The following is a 14,833-nucleotide window of genomic DNA, read 5'->3' on the forward strand; positions in this document are numbered from 1 at the left end:
TCAGCGATTAATCGAGGAGCTTTGGCAAAGTGAAATAGAAGTTACTGCCTTGTCCTGGAACACTTTCGACCCAAATTCTGCCGCCATGCTGCTGTACGATGCTTTTACAAATAGCTAAACCCAAACCCGTTCCTCCTTTTTGACGAGAGTCAGAAGCATCCACTTGCTGAAACCGTCCAAAAATAGCTTCTAACTTATCAGCAGGAATGCCTCGTCCTTGGTCTTTAACTTGAAATAAAACCCGATCGGCTTGCTCTTGAACGCTAAGAGTGACGGTACTGTGAGCGGGTGAAAATTTAATCGCGTTGCTGACCAAATTAACCAGAGTTTGAATAATGCGATCGCTATCTGCCCAAACTTGCACAGAAGTCGGTTCAACTGATAGTACGATATGACTTTCTACTGCTAAAGATTGGATTGTTTTAACTGACTGTTCCAGAAGTGTTGCCGCATCGCACCACTGCTTATTCAGATTAACTTTGTGTGACTCCAGTCGCTCTAAATCGAGAATGTCATTAACTAAACGCACTAAGCGTTCGGTATCGTGAGTGGCAATATCTAACATTTGTTGGGCAGATTCCGGCTTGTTTTTGAAGACTCCAGCGGCGAGTAACCCCAGAGAACCGCGAATGGAAGCCAGGGGTGTTCGCAGTTCGTGGCTGACGATCGAGACAAATTCGCTTTTCATTTGTTCTATCACTCGACGTTCGGTAACATCTTCTACTGTTCCCACATGACCGATTAATTGGGTGCTAGTTCTAGACAGGGGAGATGTTCTCATCTGAGCAAAATGAATCGTTCCATCTTTATGGATATAACGCACCTCAGCCGAGAATTCCTGTTGTTCCGATAGAGTTTGCGATCGCTGTCCGATTAGCCATTCTCGGTCTTCCGGGTGAACGAACTCTAACCAACCGTCTCCCAATGCCTCATCAAAGGTATAACCACAAATTGCCTGACAGCGTGGATTGGTGTATGTACAGCGCCCTCGTGCATCCATGCGGATGATACCGACGGGCGAATTCTCACTTAAAGAGCGAAATTCAGCTTCACTCTGCTGCAATGCGGCTGCTACTTGCTGGCGTTCCCTTAGTTCGTCTTGAAGTTGCTGATAAAGTTGTGATTGCTGAATAGCGATCGCCATTTGGTTAGCTAGTTGCTGAATTAATTCTATTTCCCAAGGTTGCCACTCTCTCGGTCTAGAACACTGATGGGTAATTAGCAATCCCCAAAGGTTATTTTGTTGGATAATCGGGACTACGAGTTCTGCTCTCACTTGAATCTGTGCTAAAAATTCCACCATACAAGGAAGCAAAGCTTCATTGCGAAGGCGATCGGTGAGAGTGAAAACTTTCCCTTGAGCATAAGTTTGACGGCAGTGTTCTGGGAACGCCTCTTCAGATAAGGTAATGTTGGCAATTTTCGGCCATTCTGGTGCGATCGCTTCAGCAATTACGGTTCCAGTACAATCCGGCCAAATCCGATACACTACCACTCTATCGGCTGCCAATAACTGGCGTACTTCACTAACGCTAGTATTGAGGATTTCTGTTAAATTGAGAGACTGACGGATTTGTTGAGCCACTGCCACCATCAACCGTTCTCGTTCCATTTGCTGTTGTAAGGCAGCTTGAGAGCGTTCTAGCGCCTGAGTTCTTTGTTGAACTCGCATTTCTAATTCTTGGTTGAGTTGCTGTAAAGCAGCTTCGGCTTGTTTGCGTTCTGTAATATCTCGCTGCACCGCTACCCAATTGGTGTACCAGCCTTTTTCATCGGCAACGGGTACAATACTTACTTCTACCCAATATTGAGAGCCGTTTTTACGATAGTTGATCAGATCGACCCGCACGGGTTGCCAGTTTTGCAAAGCTGCGCGAATTCGATCTAAAGCCATCCGGTCTGTTTCTTCCCCTTGTAAGATACGCGGTGTTTTACCTAAAACTTCCTCTAGGGTATAGCCTGTCATACGGGTAAAGGCAGGATTGACATATACAATCCGAGGGCTGGGTTCGTCAATGGGTTCAGCTTCGGTAATTACTACTGCATCGTTAGTTGAGATGACGACAGATTCCAGCAGGCGCAGTTGGGCTTCTCTCTTCTTGCGATCGCTAATTTCCACGACAGTTCCCAGCATCCGCAGCGCATTACCATCGTTGTCATAGAAAAATTTCCCCTTCGCCTCAATCCAGTGGATGCTACCATCAGCCCAAACTACTCGGAATTGATGTTCGTAATCCTGCTTTTCTAGACGTGCTTGCTCTAATGCTAATGCGATCGCTTCTCGGTCTTCTGGATAAACGCAAGCTTCAAATGCTGCATAAGTCCCCTCAAACGTTCCGGGTTCCAACCCAAATAACTGTTCGTGACCGCTTGACCAAGTAATGCGATCGCTCAGCAAATCCCAATCCCAAATTCCCATTTGAGCGGCTGACAAAGCTAACGTTAATTGCTGGTTGATTTTAGCTATTTCATCAGCTTTCCGTAACACAATTCCTACGATCGCGCTTCTTAGCTCTAGAGCCATTTCTATTTCACACTGCTGCCAAGGTAAAGATTTACATCGAACTGTCTCTTGCCATCGCTCAAACGATTTGCGTGGCGTTAAGCGGATATCTCCATTCTGTTTAACTTCGACAGGCTTGTTCGGATTGCCCGCCCAGTTTACAGTTTGAATAACTTCCGGGCGAAACCATAAAATATAATGTTTTTGAATGTGAGATATAGAAAGCGCAAGTAATCCACTGCAAACTTCTTTAAATTTATCGGCATCTGGATATAATGTAGGCAAAGAATCCGTATGAAAAATATCTTGATTAATAGTTACTGCCAACCAATTGATTAACTCTTGAATATCAGCTAGTTCAGGCGTTTGACCGATCGCAGTTAAATTTTCATTAGTCCAAATAGCTGCACCTTCAGCACCCACTAACTCTACTAATTTATTTTTCTGTTTCAGTAAACCGTCTACAAAACTCTCTTCTTGAGAAATAGCTTCAACAAATTTAGATTGAATTGTATTTAATTTTATCCGGTAATCCAATCTCTCATTGTCTTCTTTAGAAGACAGTTCTAAAGCCATCACTTTCCCTAAAAGCTCGCAAGCAGTACGGATTTCATAGGGAACATATTTCGGTGACTGATGATGACAAGCAATTAATCCCCAGAGCTTCTGGTTCCGAATTAACGAGATTGACATCGAAGCCCCCACACCCATATTTTTGAGATACTCAATATGGATGGGAGAAACGCTTCTTAAAACGCTAAAGCTAAGATCTAGTGGCTGATTGGTAAGTGAATTATCAACAGCAAGTAGTTCTACAGGTTGGTAATTAACATCTGGAATTAACCGCAGTAAATTGAGCTTATATAAATGTCTTGCTTGCCGGGGAATGTCTGAAGCTGGATAGTGTAAACCAAGATAAGGGTTCAATTCCTCTAATTTATCTTCAGCAATGACCGTACCCGCCTCTTCCTCATCAAATTGATAGACCATCACTCGGTCAAACCCTGTCAGTTTTCGCACTTCTTCGACAATCGCTTGACATAGCTCATTCAAAGTGATTGTTTTCTGGATTTTGGCAATGGGCGCTTGAACTAAATGATAGAGACTAAAGAAATTACTAAACTCTTTTGAGGTAACCGGTTCTAATTCAAGAATTAGCCAGCCATCAGAACGATGAAGAATCCCATCAAAGAACTGTTCTCCTTTTTGAGTATTGATAGATAACTTGAGCGGATTGATGGTGGCAATTCCCTCAGCAATTTTTTTCTGTATCTGCTCAATTAGTTGCAAGTCGAGAAAGGTTTGTAATTTTTCTGCCAATAAATCCTGGGGATGAATACCGAGAATTTCCGAAGTATTGTGACTAACTTGTAAGATTTTTAGTTGAGGTTCTTGCAGTACAAAAAGAATTCCATGAGGCTGAATCGATCCCGGAATGTGAATAGGTTCTTTGTCACAGTTGGTTAAATCGACGGGAGGGTAAAATAAGAAGTCATTCTGATTCATTGTTAATTTTGCCTTTTGGGATTCTTTTTATAGTAGCCCTAAATTTAGCCGATATCCCGGCGTTGGTAAGGAGTCGCAGATATCAACTTTATCTAGAGCGAACATAGGCGATCGACTTGTGTGAGCGATCGCAACACCAAAAGCTTTGTTTGTCAGTTGGATGAATTGTCCTTAAATATACTGGCAGAAAATGAGGAAATTTTGAGGTTTTCTGGCAAGCATCCAAGTTTTAGGCAAGGGTTATTTTTTCTTTGAGTTTTACGATTGCTTCCAGCAACGCACTTGATGGGGCGTGTATATCTAAGCATAGCCTTTGGCAAGGCGATCGCCTACGGACAGAAAAATTGATAACGTTCGTGTGCCTGCGGTACGGTACGCGATCGATTGTCGTCCGTTCTGGGAAGCAGTTCGCGAAGATATGCTTCGTCCGAAAATAACTTATGTTGTTTTTTTTGTCAAGAGTTTTTACTGGAATAGCGCTCTAGAACTCACCCATTGTTGACAGGCAAGTATCCACTGACCGAGACGATTTTAGATTTTAGATTTTGGATTTTGGATTAAAGTCAAAATCGGAAATCTAAAATAAAGGGTTTCAAGCCCCTAAATTCATTTATGGAAGACAAAAAAATGCGTAGCACCGATATTCAAGCCCCCGATTTCAATCGTGGGGTAAATCCAAAATCGTAAATCCAAAATCCAAAATTGATTGACTGCTGACGGCTGAATGCTTACGTTTTAGTTCAGTTGTTGAGTTGTATCGCTAACGATTTCCAGTTCGACTTGGCTTAGCACTTTGGGTTCCATTTGACTTAAATCCTGAAGGACTGCTTTGACATCGGGAAATTGAAAATATTCGGTAAGCGTTCCGATGCGGTAATTGAAAGGCTTATAGCGATACTTGAAGTACAATTCAACATTACCTCGATGCTGCCACAATCCCAGTAAGTTAACGATCGCATCAGGATAATGTTGTCTCAAATCTCGCTGCACTTCCACTATCCTTTCGTCAATCGATCGCGTGGTAATGCCGATTTTGTAAAAAGTCTTGTTGTCTGCTTTTACTTGTAAAAAGTACAAAAAATTAAGAAGTATCCTCCTTAGCTGAGCGCAATAGATCCTGTAATCCGCTAATCGCTCATCTAAACAAGAAAATGAAGCAGCTTGGGCGACTTGTGCCGCTCTTTCGTATTTAGCGAATTCTGATAATAGTAGCGGTTCTTGCACTTTATTAAACAATGCTAAAGGCAACGCACCGACAGGTATTTGCCCTAAGTCAGTGAAATAGCAACTAGAATCGCTACTCATGCGTAACAGATTTTTCAGAATCCAACTAAAATTTACCACATCTCTAGGAATGGCTAGATTTACTGCACCGTAATTTTGCCACAGCACTTTCAATTGCTCCAATTGCTCACCGGGCAGTTGGATATTGAATTTATCATATAATGGCAGCGATGGAAATGATTTCGCTTTAATTCTCGCTGTAACTGGTTTGCAAGTCTCATTCGTATGCGCGAAGTGATGTTGCTTGACTTTTCCTTTTTTGGCAGTAAGATTTCCTCCGCAATAAAGGCAAGTAAGGTTAGTTTTTCCTGCTTTTACTTCATCTACTTCCTTTAATTCTCCGTCAGGAGAAACACCAAATTTAAGCCACATAGATTAATAGTAAACAATTTGCTAATGATGAGCGATCGGTAATTGCGTTGCAACCAAAGCTAGGTTACTTCGGCAAGACAATTTTTTCTTCTTACAAAAGATATAGACGAAAACCGGAAAAATAGAATTTTGAATTACTTTGGCTGTTATTCTTGTTGATTGGGCTAAAAGCAAATGCCAATAACTCAAACTTCAGCAATACCAGAGCTTATACGCGAACTCAGAGGACGACTCGGACTCTCTCAGGAAAAGCTAGCAGCAAAATTGGGCATCTCCTTTCAAACGGTGAACCGTTGGGAAAAGGGACACTCCAAACCATCACCCTTGGCGATGCAACTCATTGAGCAGAAGCTACGGGAGATGGGAGAGCAGGGGGCTGACTTGTTGGCGAAGTATTAACAAGCGCCGATCGAACAAGCATTGCAACCTTTTTTAGCAGAAGATCCTCATACTGCGATCGCGGTACGGTTTATCGAAGTGAAAGGACGTGCGGGAGTTGGTCAGGTAGCATTGACAACCAATGAATACAAAACCGCCGCGCGTTTAAAGCAAGATTATTGGTTGTACGTTGTGTTTAACTGTGCTTCAACGCCAGAAGTTCATCTGATTCAATATCCGGTAAAATTAAATTGGGAGCCTTTAGTAAAAATTGAACATTATTACCTAAATTCCCAGCAAATTTTAGGGTTGAAATAGGAGTAACCAACATGACTGCTAAACAATTATTAGATAAATGGCAAGCTTTAGATCCAGATGAGCAAGAAAAAGTCTTAGAATTCATTGATACACTTTATCGCCAAAAGCAGCCGAAAAAATCTGCATCGAGCTTGGGGCAAAAGTTAAGAAAAATTCGCCAAGAAATCGTTGAGTCTGGAATTCCTTTGTTAACGGCTGAAGAAGCCGATCGCGAGAAAGCAGAACGTCGAGGTGGTTATGGAGAAGATTTGACATGATTCGTACCTTTATTGATGCTGGTGTTTTAATTTATGCGGCTCGTTCTGAAGGGTATATTGCTGAAAAAGCTTTACAAATCCTAGAGGATGAAAACCGAGAATTTGCTTCCAGTATTTTTCTCAAATTAGAAGTTTTGCCGAAAGCAATTTACAACCAAAAAAGCAGCGAAGTTAAGTTTTACGAAACTTTTTTTGACGCAGTTGCTTATTGGGCTAATGATATTAATGGAATTATTGAAATAGCATACGAACAGTCGAGCAAATTTGGGGTGGGTGCAATGGACGCTTTACATATCGCTGCTGCTTTATCTGTAGGAGCAACTGAATTTATTACTAATGAAAAACTCGAAAAATCGATTCATCGCACTCAAAGCATTAAAGTGATTTCTATTCATCCTAGTAGTAAAGCTTAACGATTTTTTGAGTTGGGAAGAAAATTAATAACTGATAAATACAATGACATCCTACCCCATCAAGCCAATTACTGCTGTGCTTGGATTTGATTAAGTAACATTTCATCAGAGTAGGATGTTTCCCATTCACCCTCAAGTTTGAGCCGCACTGACTTCGCGCCACCACTGGGGGTGCAGACTACCCAGTAAGTATCCTCCTGGCCTTTTACCTTAGCGGCATCTTGATTTTCTTCAAAGTCGGAAAGCCCAGAATAAGCTTGAACGCATTTCCATGTGATTCCATTGCGATCGGTAATCTCTCGTTCCATGACTATCCTCCACAATTAAACTGCTTATGCTTGGTTGCCAAACTTCTGTTCTGTTAAATACTGGTGCTAACAGCCCAAGAGTAAGTAATGATGCCCAGCATGGCCAAACCTAAGATAATTTCTTTTCGCTCCGAACACCAAAGGCGCAGACTATGCCACAGGTAAGCAAAAGCCTCTCGACGCGCTTGGCCGAGTTCTTTCATTAACAATTGCACCCTAGCATCCACTTCTTCAATGGAAACTTCGCCTCTAGCGTAAGCAGCTTCTAACTGGTTTAACTTGCGCCAGTAATCTTTGGTGGCTTCTTGAAGGTCGAGCATAGCTTGTTTACAGAAATCTTGCTATTTGTAAAGTTCTGTAAACAAGGTAACGAATTTGACTGAGCGATTTATTCTATACACAGGCAGAAGTGAGGTCTGTAAATAGGTAGAACCTTGTTTCCTTGGCTGTGGTTGTTTTGTATGTCTGAATGAATACCGTAGGTTAGCCACATCCACTCTGGACTGCATAGTGCGATCGCTAACAATAAAAGTTTTCTTTGGTTCTTATTGCCTAGATTGGTTTATATCAAACCCTGTTTAATCCAGATTAGTGAATGCTTAAGATCGCACTAGGGATTGATGCCTTTCCTGTAAGAAGCTGTATGGGATAGTAATCCCTGATTTTCCACAATAGAGCGTAGGTTATTAATATGGGTAATGTGGTAGATGGGTGTAGGCATTGGTCATCCTGTTGTCCGCGCAGCTAGCTGGCCAAAGTCTACCAGTTCAAGCGATCGCTCTTGCCGATCCCACAACACCGCTTTAGAGTAGTCGCCGCCGTTTCAAAACTCAACCCCGCAGACAAACAATATTCCGTCGCCGCCAACGCCGCCAAATCAGACTTGCATATAAGTGACAAATAATGTATCAATGGGGTCAACAATCACCACAGACAAATAATTTGGCAATCAACAAAATGATAAAACCCGCTGTGTGAGCGGGTTTCAAGAATCGGAGCGGCGGGATTCGAACCCACGACCCCTACTACCCCAAAGTAGTGCGCTACCAAGCTGCGCTACGCCCCGATTTCGATGCTTTACTAATATAGCACATCTAAATCTATTGGCAACTAGAAAACTTGCAAAACTTGAATCGCTTGCAGTAAACCGGGAACGGCGGAGGCTGGCCAAGTACCTTCGCACTGTCGATCGCTATTTATAATAAAGTGAAGGCTGTAGGCGTGGGGATAGCCCTCTACTTCCATCCAGAGCAAATCGCTTTCGGCTTCGCAGGCAATTTTCTCCTCGTCCATTAACTCGCTAGCCATATGGCTCATTGTTCCTGCCAATTGCGCCAGCAATCGAAAAAAATCGTTTAATTCCGCCTCGGTTAGCTCAAACGCCCAGTCATCTCCACCGACTAACCCTTTAAATTTAGCGGCTTCGGGATTCCAGCCGATGCGCCAACCTGTCCCGCTTTTAACAATACGCTCCATCATTTAATTTTAGATTTTAGATTTTAGTGCCATTTTGCATCAACGAGGATAACCTGTGAAAAGTAAGATTCCTCCCGGACTGATCGTTAAACTCGGAAAATTCACCTGGACAACGATGTGGAATGTGATGATGTCTCGCATTGCGCCACGCAATCAGTCAGGAGAATACATTCGTCCAGTCAGTCAATTCAACCACTCTATCAGTACCGCAGAAGGTAACCGTTACCAACCGACGGCGGGGCGTTACCATATTTACGTGGGACTTTCCTGTCCTTGGGCCCACCGAACTTTGGTTGTGCGATCGCTCAAAGGGCTGCAAGATGCGATCGGGGTGTCGATCGCCTCACCTTCCTCTGACGAGGGAATTTGGGTGTTCGATCGCCCAGAAGAAGGTTGCACTACCCTACCGCAACTATATCAATTAGCAAAACCAAGCTACAACGGACGTTGCACAGTACCTGTCCTGTGGGATAAACAAACTCAGACAATTGTGAATAACGAAAGTGCCGAAATATTAGTCATCCTGAACTCGGCTTTCAACGAATTTGCCCAGCATCCCGAACTTAACCTGTATCCAGAAGAACTCAAAGAAACAATCGATCGCTGGAACGATAAAATTTATCATGCCGTCAACAACGGTGTCTATCGTTGCGGTTTCGCACAAACTCAAACAGCTTACGAAACAGCCTGCGATGAACTCTTTGCCGTTCTCGATGAAATTGATGAAAAACTTGCCAGCAGCCGATATCTGTGTGGCGACATATTAACCCTAGCAGATGTGCGTTTGTTCACTACCCTGTTTCGTTTTGATGCTGTCTACTACGGATTGTTCAAATGCAACAAAAAGAGAATTCAAGATTACCAAAATCTAGGGGCATATCTGCGCGATTTGTATCAGCTTCCCGGTGTTGCAGACACTTGCGATGTAGAAGCTGTCAAGCGAGATTATTACGGTAATTTGTTCCCCCTCAATCCAGGTGGTATCATTCCCAAAGGGCCAGATATAACAAACTTGCTGAAACCGCACAATCGATTTTAGATTTTGGATGAGAGGATTTTGGATTTTGGATTAATTTAGCTGTCGCCAGTAGGGTGGGTTAGGCACGGGCGATAATTTCAGCACTTTTGCTCGATAATTTAGTTCCCGTGCCGTAACCCACCATGCACTCAACTATAACATCACTAATATCATGTCCGGTGGCATTGGTAGTGTACGATCGATCCGAAAGATTATCTGTGGGTATTAGGGGTTAAATTTCTACCGCAGATGTTAGCAGATTAACGCAGATTAACGCAGATATAAAAGAGATCTTTTATGCAACCGATGCGTAAGGATATGATATAATATTTTCCTCATAAATCCGCAAGAGCCCGTCAGATGAAGAAAGCCTGATTCGATCGCACCATAACGAAAGTCTGATATCATGTCCGGTAGCATGGTTGCAAAAAAAATGTATTCTTATCTGCGTTCATCTGCGTTTATCTGCCTTTATCTGCGGTAAAAATTTAACCATCTTTTTTCATCTGTGGTTAAAACTTCAAGAGCGATTCCAACAGACAATTTCCCGCATCATTTATGTACTACCAATGCCAGCAGACATGATATTATCAGTTTTTCCAGTCAGCTTGAAAATCTTTACAACTGAGGCATAGATTTATTTGATTCGGGAACAGAAGGAGAATGCTGAATCTCCTGGAGTTTGTATCCTTGACGTTCTAGTTGATCGACGAATTGAGTATTATCAAAATCAGCCTTTGATGCAGACTCTGGTGAGGGGTTGCTAATAGCCTCTCGCCTGAGTTGTTTGAGTCGAGCTTTGCGTCCCATAAACTTATCCTCATATGATTGAGATTTCGATCGCTTAAGGCATGAGTAAGCGGGCGTCTCCCGGTTGGGGTTGGGGTGGGAGTCCTCTGGGATTGGGTGTTGTAGCTGGGGACTGGGGAGTAGAATTGGGAGTAGATGTGGGAGTCGGTTTCGGTTGAGATTGAGCTGCGGCGTTGGGGTTAAAAATGCTCACGAGGGTATTGATTAAGGCATCGCGTTGGGCTCGATTCAGGCGACTGATGACAGCTCGATCGCCATCGATCGGATTTTTCCGCAAAGTATCGTTACCCGGATAAGCGCTTTCCGACATCAAATCGTGCGCTCCCAAATAGTCTGCCACAGTCAGCTTCCAATCCAAGCGAAATATCGGCGGACGCCCTTTAACATAGATGTGATATCTAATCAAGCGGCTCACCAATGTGTTATCTGTGGCCGGTTTGCCAGTTTCCCTGCTGATATATTGGTTCTCCAACGGCAAATCCGGCAGCATTTGATACACTTGCTGCCAAACATCTTGAGGTCTGATTTGTTGGGCTGTTGTAGGCGCAGGATTGAATAAACTGGGCAAAAATAAGGTCAGACTCAGTACGATCGGTGTTGTCAGCGCCAGAATCAGTTTTTTGGGCATGGGGTGACAGGGGAACAAGCAAAGGGACATTGTTCGTAGTTCATTCGGATAACAGCGAACTACGAACGATCGATCTTACTCGCCAATAATCTCAGGTTGGGTCAACTCATCCGACATCTCTATAATTGCTCGGATCACCGGCTTCATCATCGGGTCATCAAGATTATCAAACTCCTCATATCGGCGGCGTTTAGCCCGGTTAGCAACCTGAACTGTAATCCGGTAGCGATTGGAAGCGGCATTAATCAAGCCTTCCGCCCTATCCATAATCTGGGTTTGGGTAGTCTCGAACTTAGAGCGCTTGTACATAGAACCTGGTTCTAGGGATCAATTACCAGTTTACCAGCCCCTGCAAATTGCCTCTGGCCTTCTTGGTGGATAAAAAGAGTATTCATCAGGATATAAAACTCCTAATCAACAACTTTTATAGGCTTTGCTATTTATTAGTTTGACGCAATTAATCTATTCCCATAGCTCAGCCCTATACTCAAGATTACCGGTTCAATAAATACCAGAGATGACTGGATTCGAGAATTAAAGTTACTGCCCATACCAAAATACTGATTCCAACCGCCGCTGCCGAAATATCTTTAATAATGCGAATCCGCTCATCCTGACGTTCCTCCAAAAAATCACATAAAGCTTCGATAGCGCTATTGAATAGTTCAGCAACTAACATCAGCCCTGTTGCGAAAAAAATTAAAGTCAGATCGACCCACTTTTGAAAAATCAAACAAATGACCAAAGCTGATACAGACAAAACGAGTTTGTAAGCCACACTAAACTCAGCGGCTACAGCAATCTGTAGCCCTGACAGGATAACTTTGAGCTTGCGGATAGGATGATAACCTGATTTACGAAACTTACTAGGCATAAATTTACCAACTAATGCTCTTTTTATCCAGTAAACAACTAGCGGATAGGCTTGATGCTAATTGCATAATCATAAATTGTCTCTAGGCAGTTCAAGATCTCTGTCGCGCTGAGCAGATGGCAGTAAGTCATACACCAAGCATCTGGGAGCGCCAACCATTACCATTTAACGATCGCAGCAATTGGGTTTATTGTTTGCCGAGACTAAACGCAAGATAAAATACTTCTTGCCCTGCACCGGCTAGTCTTTTGCCCATCAAGGATTTCTGACGACCTATGCCCTATGTCCCATGCCCCAGAAAGCTGAGTTTCCCGGATTGTTAGGGAAGGTGCGCTGGTTTTACTTCCGGTTGCTAGCCGATCGCAGCAAGTATTCCACAAGCTGCATAACATATCTCACGAAGATGTTGTATAGTTTCTTCACCGTATGTCAAGATTTTATAATTATCCCACTCGCTAAGTATTACGGCCTATGGCAACATTGGTAGCCCCTACTTCTGCACAGTTACGCCAAGCAAATAGCCATCCTTTGAAGATAATCGTACTCGGAGATAGTTTGGTGTATGGATTCGGTGATTTTGAAGGTGGTGGCTGGGTAGAACGACTGCGACGCCGATGGATGTCACCAACCAGTCCCGGTCACGTCCTCTATAATTTGGGCGTGCGAGGAGATGGTGTCAAGCAAGTGGCGCAGCGCTTGGAACACGAGTTTCGACACCGAGGAGAACTGCGAAATCGGGTACCGGATGCGATCGTCCTTTCGGTAGGAGTAAATGATTCGCCTCGTCTGGGACGTCAGAACGGACGCAACTATACGGATTTTGAAGTTTTTAAAGACGAAGTTGCTTCATTGCTCGATCGCGCCCAACAGCTGTGTCCGGTGCTGTTTGTGGGAATGGTGCCGGTGAATGAGGCGAGAATGCCGTTTTTAGATTGCTTGTATTACAACCATAGCGACCAGTATCGCTACAAAGAGGCAACTCGACTCGCTTGTCAAGCGCGACAGATTCCTTATTTGGATATTTTCGATCTGTGGATGGGACGCGGTGAGGAGTGGGTGCGATCGCGCCTAACAGAAGACGGTCTCCATCCCAATGTTGCCGGTTATCAAGCTCTACTGCAAGATGTTCTCCGTTGGGACGCGATGTCTAAGCTAACATAGCAAGCGCGGCATTACCGACAACCGAGGCTATCCCGCGTAGAGACTCCGGTAATTGGATTAATACCATCTGCGCGTTTGCACATTTGGATCGCTTCGTAGCGATCGATCAGCGCATCGGTAAAATCAGATCCGGTGACGATCGCACCATCAAATCTAGAACTTGTCAACATCGCTTCCTTAAAAATAGCATTGGTCAAGTTAGCGTTTTTAAACGTCACTTGATCTGCTAACGCACCCGTCAAATTCGCACCTGACAAATTCGCTTCCAGTAAAATTGCCTGTGTCAAAATAGAATTAGTGAGATTAGACCCCTGCAAGTTTGCGCCTCGCATTTCAGCGGCGGCGAAAACTGCTCCCGTTAAATCGCTGTTGGAAAAGTCGCGGTATTCCAAACTTGTTTTGGTGTAATTAATTGTCTTTGCTTGTGCAAATGCGACGGGAGTTGCATTCAGCATTACCCAGCCAAAGGCGAGAGCCAAAAGTAAAATTATGACTAACAAACGCTGCCAAATATTTATTAATGCGAGCGGAAATTTGGAAAACATAGTAATCTGCAAATAAATCTATTTCCATTATCAATGTTCGCACAGCAATAAGCTAAAATATAGATCGATAATTCGACGCACAGGCGACTGCGAGGTCAGATAATGCAGGCGATCGCAAAAATACCAGTTTCTCAACACTCAATTACCTGGCCTCTATTGCCAGATGATTTTATACTACCAGACGATCCTGTGGAAAATACCGACCAGCCTTTACTTGCATCTGCGCTGCGCCAACCTTTAATGGCATTTCCCGAAATTGGACAAGCAGCGCTCATCGTTTCTAATTTTGCTCTCTGCGCTGCTATAGATGAGCGAATTATCTGTAAAGCACCTGACTGGATGTACGTGCGACCGGTGGAACCTTGGCAAGGAAGTCAACCTCGTCGCAGTTACACACCAAACACAGAAGGTACTATTCCGCAAGTAGTAATGGAATTTTTGTCTGCTACTTACGGCGAAGAATATTCTGTCGAGTCTACAGAAAATATCGGCAAGTGGTTCTTTTACGAACAAGTTATTAAGGTTCCTCGTTATGTGATTTTTCGACCGAATACCGGGCGCATTGAGGTTTATGCTTTAGAATCGGAGCGTTATCAATTGCAAACGCCACATGAGTCCGGACGTTATTTGATTCCTGGATTAGACTTGTTTCTAGGAGTTTGGCAAGGAACCTATCAAGGCAGAACTGGTTATTGGTTGCGGTGGTGGGATGCAGAAGGTAATATACTCCTGTGGCCGGAAGAACGCGCCGAACAAGAACGCCAACGCGCTGAAGAGGCAGAAACTTTGCTAGAACAGGAAAGAGCGCGATCGCAAACTTTGTTGGCTCGATTGCGAGAAATGGGAATAGATCCGGAAGCATTATAAGATTATTTGTCAAAATAGGGGACTCGGTATTCCCTATTTTGACCGCGTTATATCCCTAACTCAACCTATAGGTTAGTTGGGGTCTTACGAGATTTTGATAAAAATTAGCAATTTG

Annotated in this window: 20 protein-coding genes and 1 tRNA gene; 8 read left to right on the top strand and 13 right to left on the bottom strand. The window is 43.6% G+C overall.

The genetic code is table 11. From position 1 onward, the window contains the following. Nucleotides 1-7: 7 nt before the first annotated feature. Nucleotides 8-4,009 carry a PAS domain S-box protein gene (locus tag ACE1CD_RS01655; RefSeq protein ID WP_374799795.1) on the bottom strand — a complete coding sequence of 1,334 codons (4,002 nt, stop codon included), beginning with the start codon at nt 4,007-4,009 and terminating at the stop codon, nt 8-10. A gap of 313 nt (nt 4,010-4,322) precedes the next feature. On the opposite strand from ACE1CD_RS01655, the gene ACE1CD_RS01660 reads away from it, so the two are divergent. Then, entirely contained in the window at nt 4,323-4,511 is a 189-nt protein-coding gene (locus ACE1CD_RS01660) for a hypothetical protein (RefSeq protein ID WP_374799793.1), read from the top strand. 233 nt (nt 4,512-4,744) lie between these two features. Here the strand turns inward: ACE1CD_RS01660 and ACE1CD_RS01665 are convergent, their stop codons facing one another. Next, on the bottom strand, nt 4,745-5,665 hold the full coding sequence (locus ACE1CD_RS01665) for a GIY-YIG nuclease family protein (protein ID WP_374799791.1): 921 nt from the start codon (nt 5,663-5,665) through the stop codon (nt 4,745-4,747). Between the two features lie 174 nt (nt 5,666-5,839). Here ACE1CD_RS01665 and ACE1CD_RS01670 point away from each other — a divergent pair, with 174 nt between their 5' ends. Genes ACE1CD_RS01670 through ACE1CD_RS01685 form a run of 4 tightly spaced genes read left to right on the top strand, consistent with a single transcriptional unit; the run spans nt 5,840 to nt 7,031 of the window. After that, the gene (locus tag ACE1CD_RS01670; RefSeq protein WP_374799789.1) at nt 5,840-6,064 is read left to right on the top strand and encodes a helix-turn-helix domain-containing protein; all 225 of its coding nucleotides are present in this window, start codon (nt 5,840-5,842) and stop codon (nt 6,062-6,064) included. A 21-nt stretch (nt 6,065-6,085) separates the two neighbouring features. Next, nucleotides 6,086-6,361 carry a DUF3883 domain-containing protein gene (locus tag ACE1CD_RS01675; protein ID WP_374799787.1) on the top strand — a complete coding sequence of 92 codons (276 nt, stop codon included), beginning with the start codon at nt 6,086-6,088 and terminating at the stop codon, nt 6,359-6,361. An 11-nt stretch (nt 6,362-6,372) separates the two neighbouring features. Continuing rightward, complete coding sequence (locus ACE1CD_RS01680; protein WP_374799785.1) at nt 6,373-6,618, top strand: hypothetical protein; 246 nt, start codon at nt 6,373-6,375, stop codon at nt 6,616-6,618. Continuing rightward, a complete protein-coding gene (locus ACE1CD_RS01685) occupies nt 6,615-7,031 on the top strand; it encodes a type II toxin-antitoxin system VapC family toxin (RefSeq protein ID WP_374799783.1) in 417 nt (138 codons plus the stop codon). The genes ACE1CD_RS01680 and ACE1CD_RS01685 overlap by 4 nt, the downstream gene beginning before the upstream one ends. A 68-nt stretch (nt 7,032-7,099) precedes the next feature. Here ACE1CD_RS01685 and ACE1CD_RS01690 read toward each other — a convergent pair whose 3' ends face one another. From ACE1CD_RS01690 to ACE1CD_RS01715, 6 genes are all read right to left on the bottom strand, one after another. Then, nucleotides 7,100-7,339 (bottom strand): hypothetical protein, encoded by a 240-nt coding sequence (locus ACE1CD_RS01690; RefSeq protein ID WP_374799781.1) that lies wholly within the window; start codon nt 7,337-7,339, stop codon nt 7,100-7,102. A gap of 53 nt (nt 7,340-7,392) precedes the next feature. Then, nucleotides 7,393-7,659: a hypothetical protein gene (locus ACE1CD_RS01695; protein WP_374799779.1), complete on the bottom strand. Its 267-nt coding sequence runs from the start codon at nt 7,657-7,659 to the stop codon at nt 7,393-7,395. Nucleotides 7,660-7,949: 290 nt separating this feature from the next. After that, nucleotides 7,950-8,060, bottom strand: a complete 111-nt coding sequence (locus ACE1CD_RS01700; RefSeq protein ID WP_374799777.1) for a DarT ssDNA thymidine ADP-ribosyltransferase family protein — start codon at nt 8,058-8,060, stop codon at nt 7,950-7,952. 38 nt (nt 8,061-8,098) lie between these two features. Continuing rightward, on the bottom strand, nt 8,099-8,239 hold the full coding sequence (locus tag ACE1CD_RS01705; protein WP_374799775.1) for a hypothetical protein: 141 nt from the start codon (nt 8,237-8,239) through the stop codon (nt 8,099-8,101). Between the two features lie 92 nt (nt 8,240-8,331). Further along, nucleotides 8,332-8,405 (bottom strand) — tRNA-Pro (locus tag ACE1CD_RS01710). Nucleotides 8,406-8,449: 44 nt separating this feature from the next. Continuing rightward, nucleotides 8,450-8,815, bottom strand: coding sequence for a DUF1818 family protein (locus ACE1CD_RS01715; RefSeq protein WP_374821184.1), 366 nt, complete (start codon nt 8,813-8,815; stop codon nt 8,450-8,452). 115 nt (nt 8,816-8,930) lie between these two features. Between ACE1CD_RS01715 and ACE1CD_RS01720 the strand changes: the two genes are divergently transcribed. After that, complete coding sequence (locus ACE1CD_RS01720; RefSeq protein ID WP_374821187.1) at nt 8,931-9,854, top strand: glutathione S-transferase family protein; 924 nt, start codon at nt 8,931-8,933, stop codon at nt 9,852-9,854. 597 nt (nt 9,855-10,451) lie between these two features. Here the strand turns inward: ACE1CD_RS01720 and ACE1CD_RS01725 are convergent. The 4 genes from ACE1CD_RS01725 to ACE1CD_RS01740 form a co-directional block, all read right to left on the bottom strand. Next, the gene (locus ACE1CD_RS01725; protein WP_374821096.1) at nt 10,452-10,643 is read right to left on the bottom strand and encodes a hypothetical protein; all 192 of its coding nucleotides are present in this window, start codon (nt 10,641-10,643) and stop codon (nt 10,452-10,454) included. A gap of 34 nt (nt 10,644-10,677) precedes the next feature. Continuing rightward, nucleotides 10,678-11,271, bottom strand: coding sequence for a hypothetical protein (locus tag ACE1CD_RS01730; RefSeq protein ID WP_374821099.1), 594 nt, complete (start codon nt 11,269-11,271; stop codon nt 10,678-10,680). Nucleotides 11,272-11,346: 75 nt separating this feature from the next. Then, complete coding sequence (locus tag ACE1CD_RS01735) at nt 11,347-11,580, bottom strand: DNA-directed RNA polymerase subunit omega (protein WP_190467902.1); 234 nt, start codon at nt 11,578-11,580, stop codon at nt 11,347-11,349. 184 nt (nt 11,581-11,764) lie between these two features. Further along, nucleotides 11,765-12,145: a diacylglycerol kinase gene (locus ACE1CD_RS01740; RefSeq protein ID WP_374821102.1), complete on the bottom strand. Its 381-nt coding sequence runs from the start codon at nt 12,143-12,145 to the stop codon at nt 11,765-11,767. A 471-nt stretch (nt 12,146-12,616) separates the two neighbouring features. Here ACE1CD_RS01740 and ACE1CD_RS01745 point away from each other — a divergent pair, with 471 nt between their 5' ends. Continuing rightward, entirely contained in the window at nt 12,617-13,306 is a 690-nt protein-coding gene (locus tag ACE1CD_RS01745; RefSeq protein WP_374799765.1) for a GDSL-type esterase/lipase family protein, read from the top strand. 11 nt (nt 13,307-13,317) lie between these two features. Here ACE1CD_RS01745 and ACE1CD_RS01750 read toward each other — a convergent pair whose 3' ends face one another. Next, nucleotides 13,318-13,851 carry a pentapeptide repeat-containing protein gene (locus ACE1CD_RS01750; RefSeq protein ID WP_374799763.1) on the bottom strand — a complete coding sequence of 178 codons (534 nt, stop codon included), beginning with the start codon at nt 13,849-13,851 and terminating at the stop codon, nt 13,318-13,320. 102 nt (nt 13,852-13,953) lie between these two features. Here ACE1CD_RS01750 and ACE1CD_RS01755 point away from each other — a divergent pair, with 102 nt between their 5' ends. Further along, nucleotides 13,954-14,718 carry a Uma2 family endonuclease gene (locus ACE1CD_RS01755; RefSeq protein WP_374821105.1) on the top strand — a complete coding sequence of 255 codons (765 nt, stop codon included), beginning with the start codon at nt 13,954-13,956 and terminating at the stop codon, nt 14,716-14,718. Nucleotides 14,719-14,833: the final 115 nt, after the last annotated feature.

The sequence above is a fragment of the Aerosakkonema sp. BLCC-F183 genome (assembly GCF_041929145.1).
Taxonomy (GTDB): Bacteria; Cyanobacteriota; Cyanobacteriia; order Cyanobacteriales; family Aerosakkonemataceae; genus Aerosakkonema.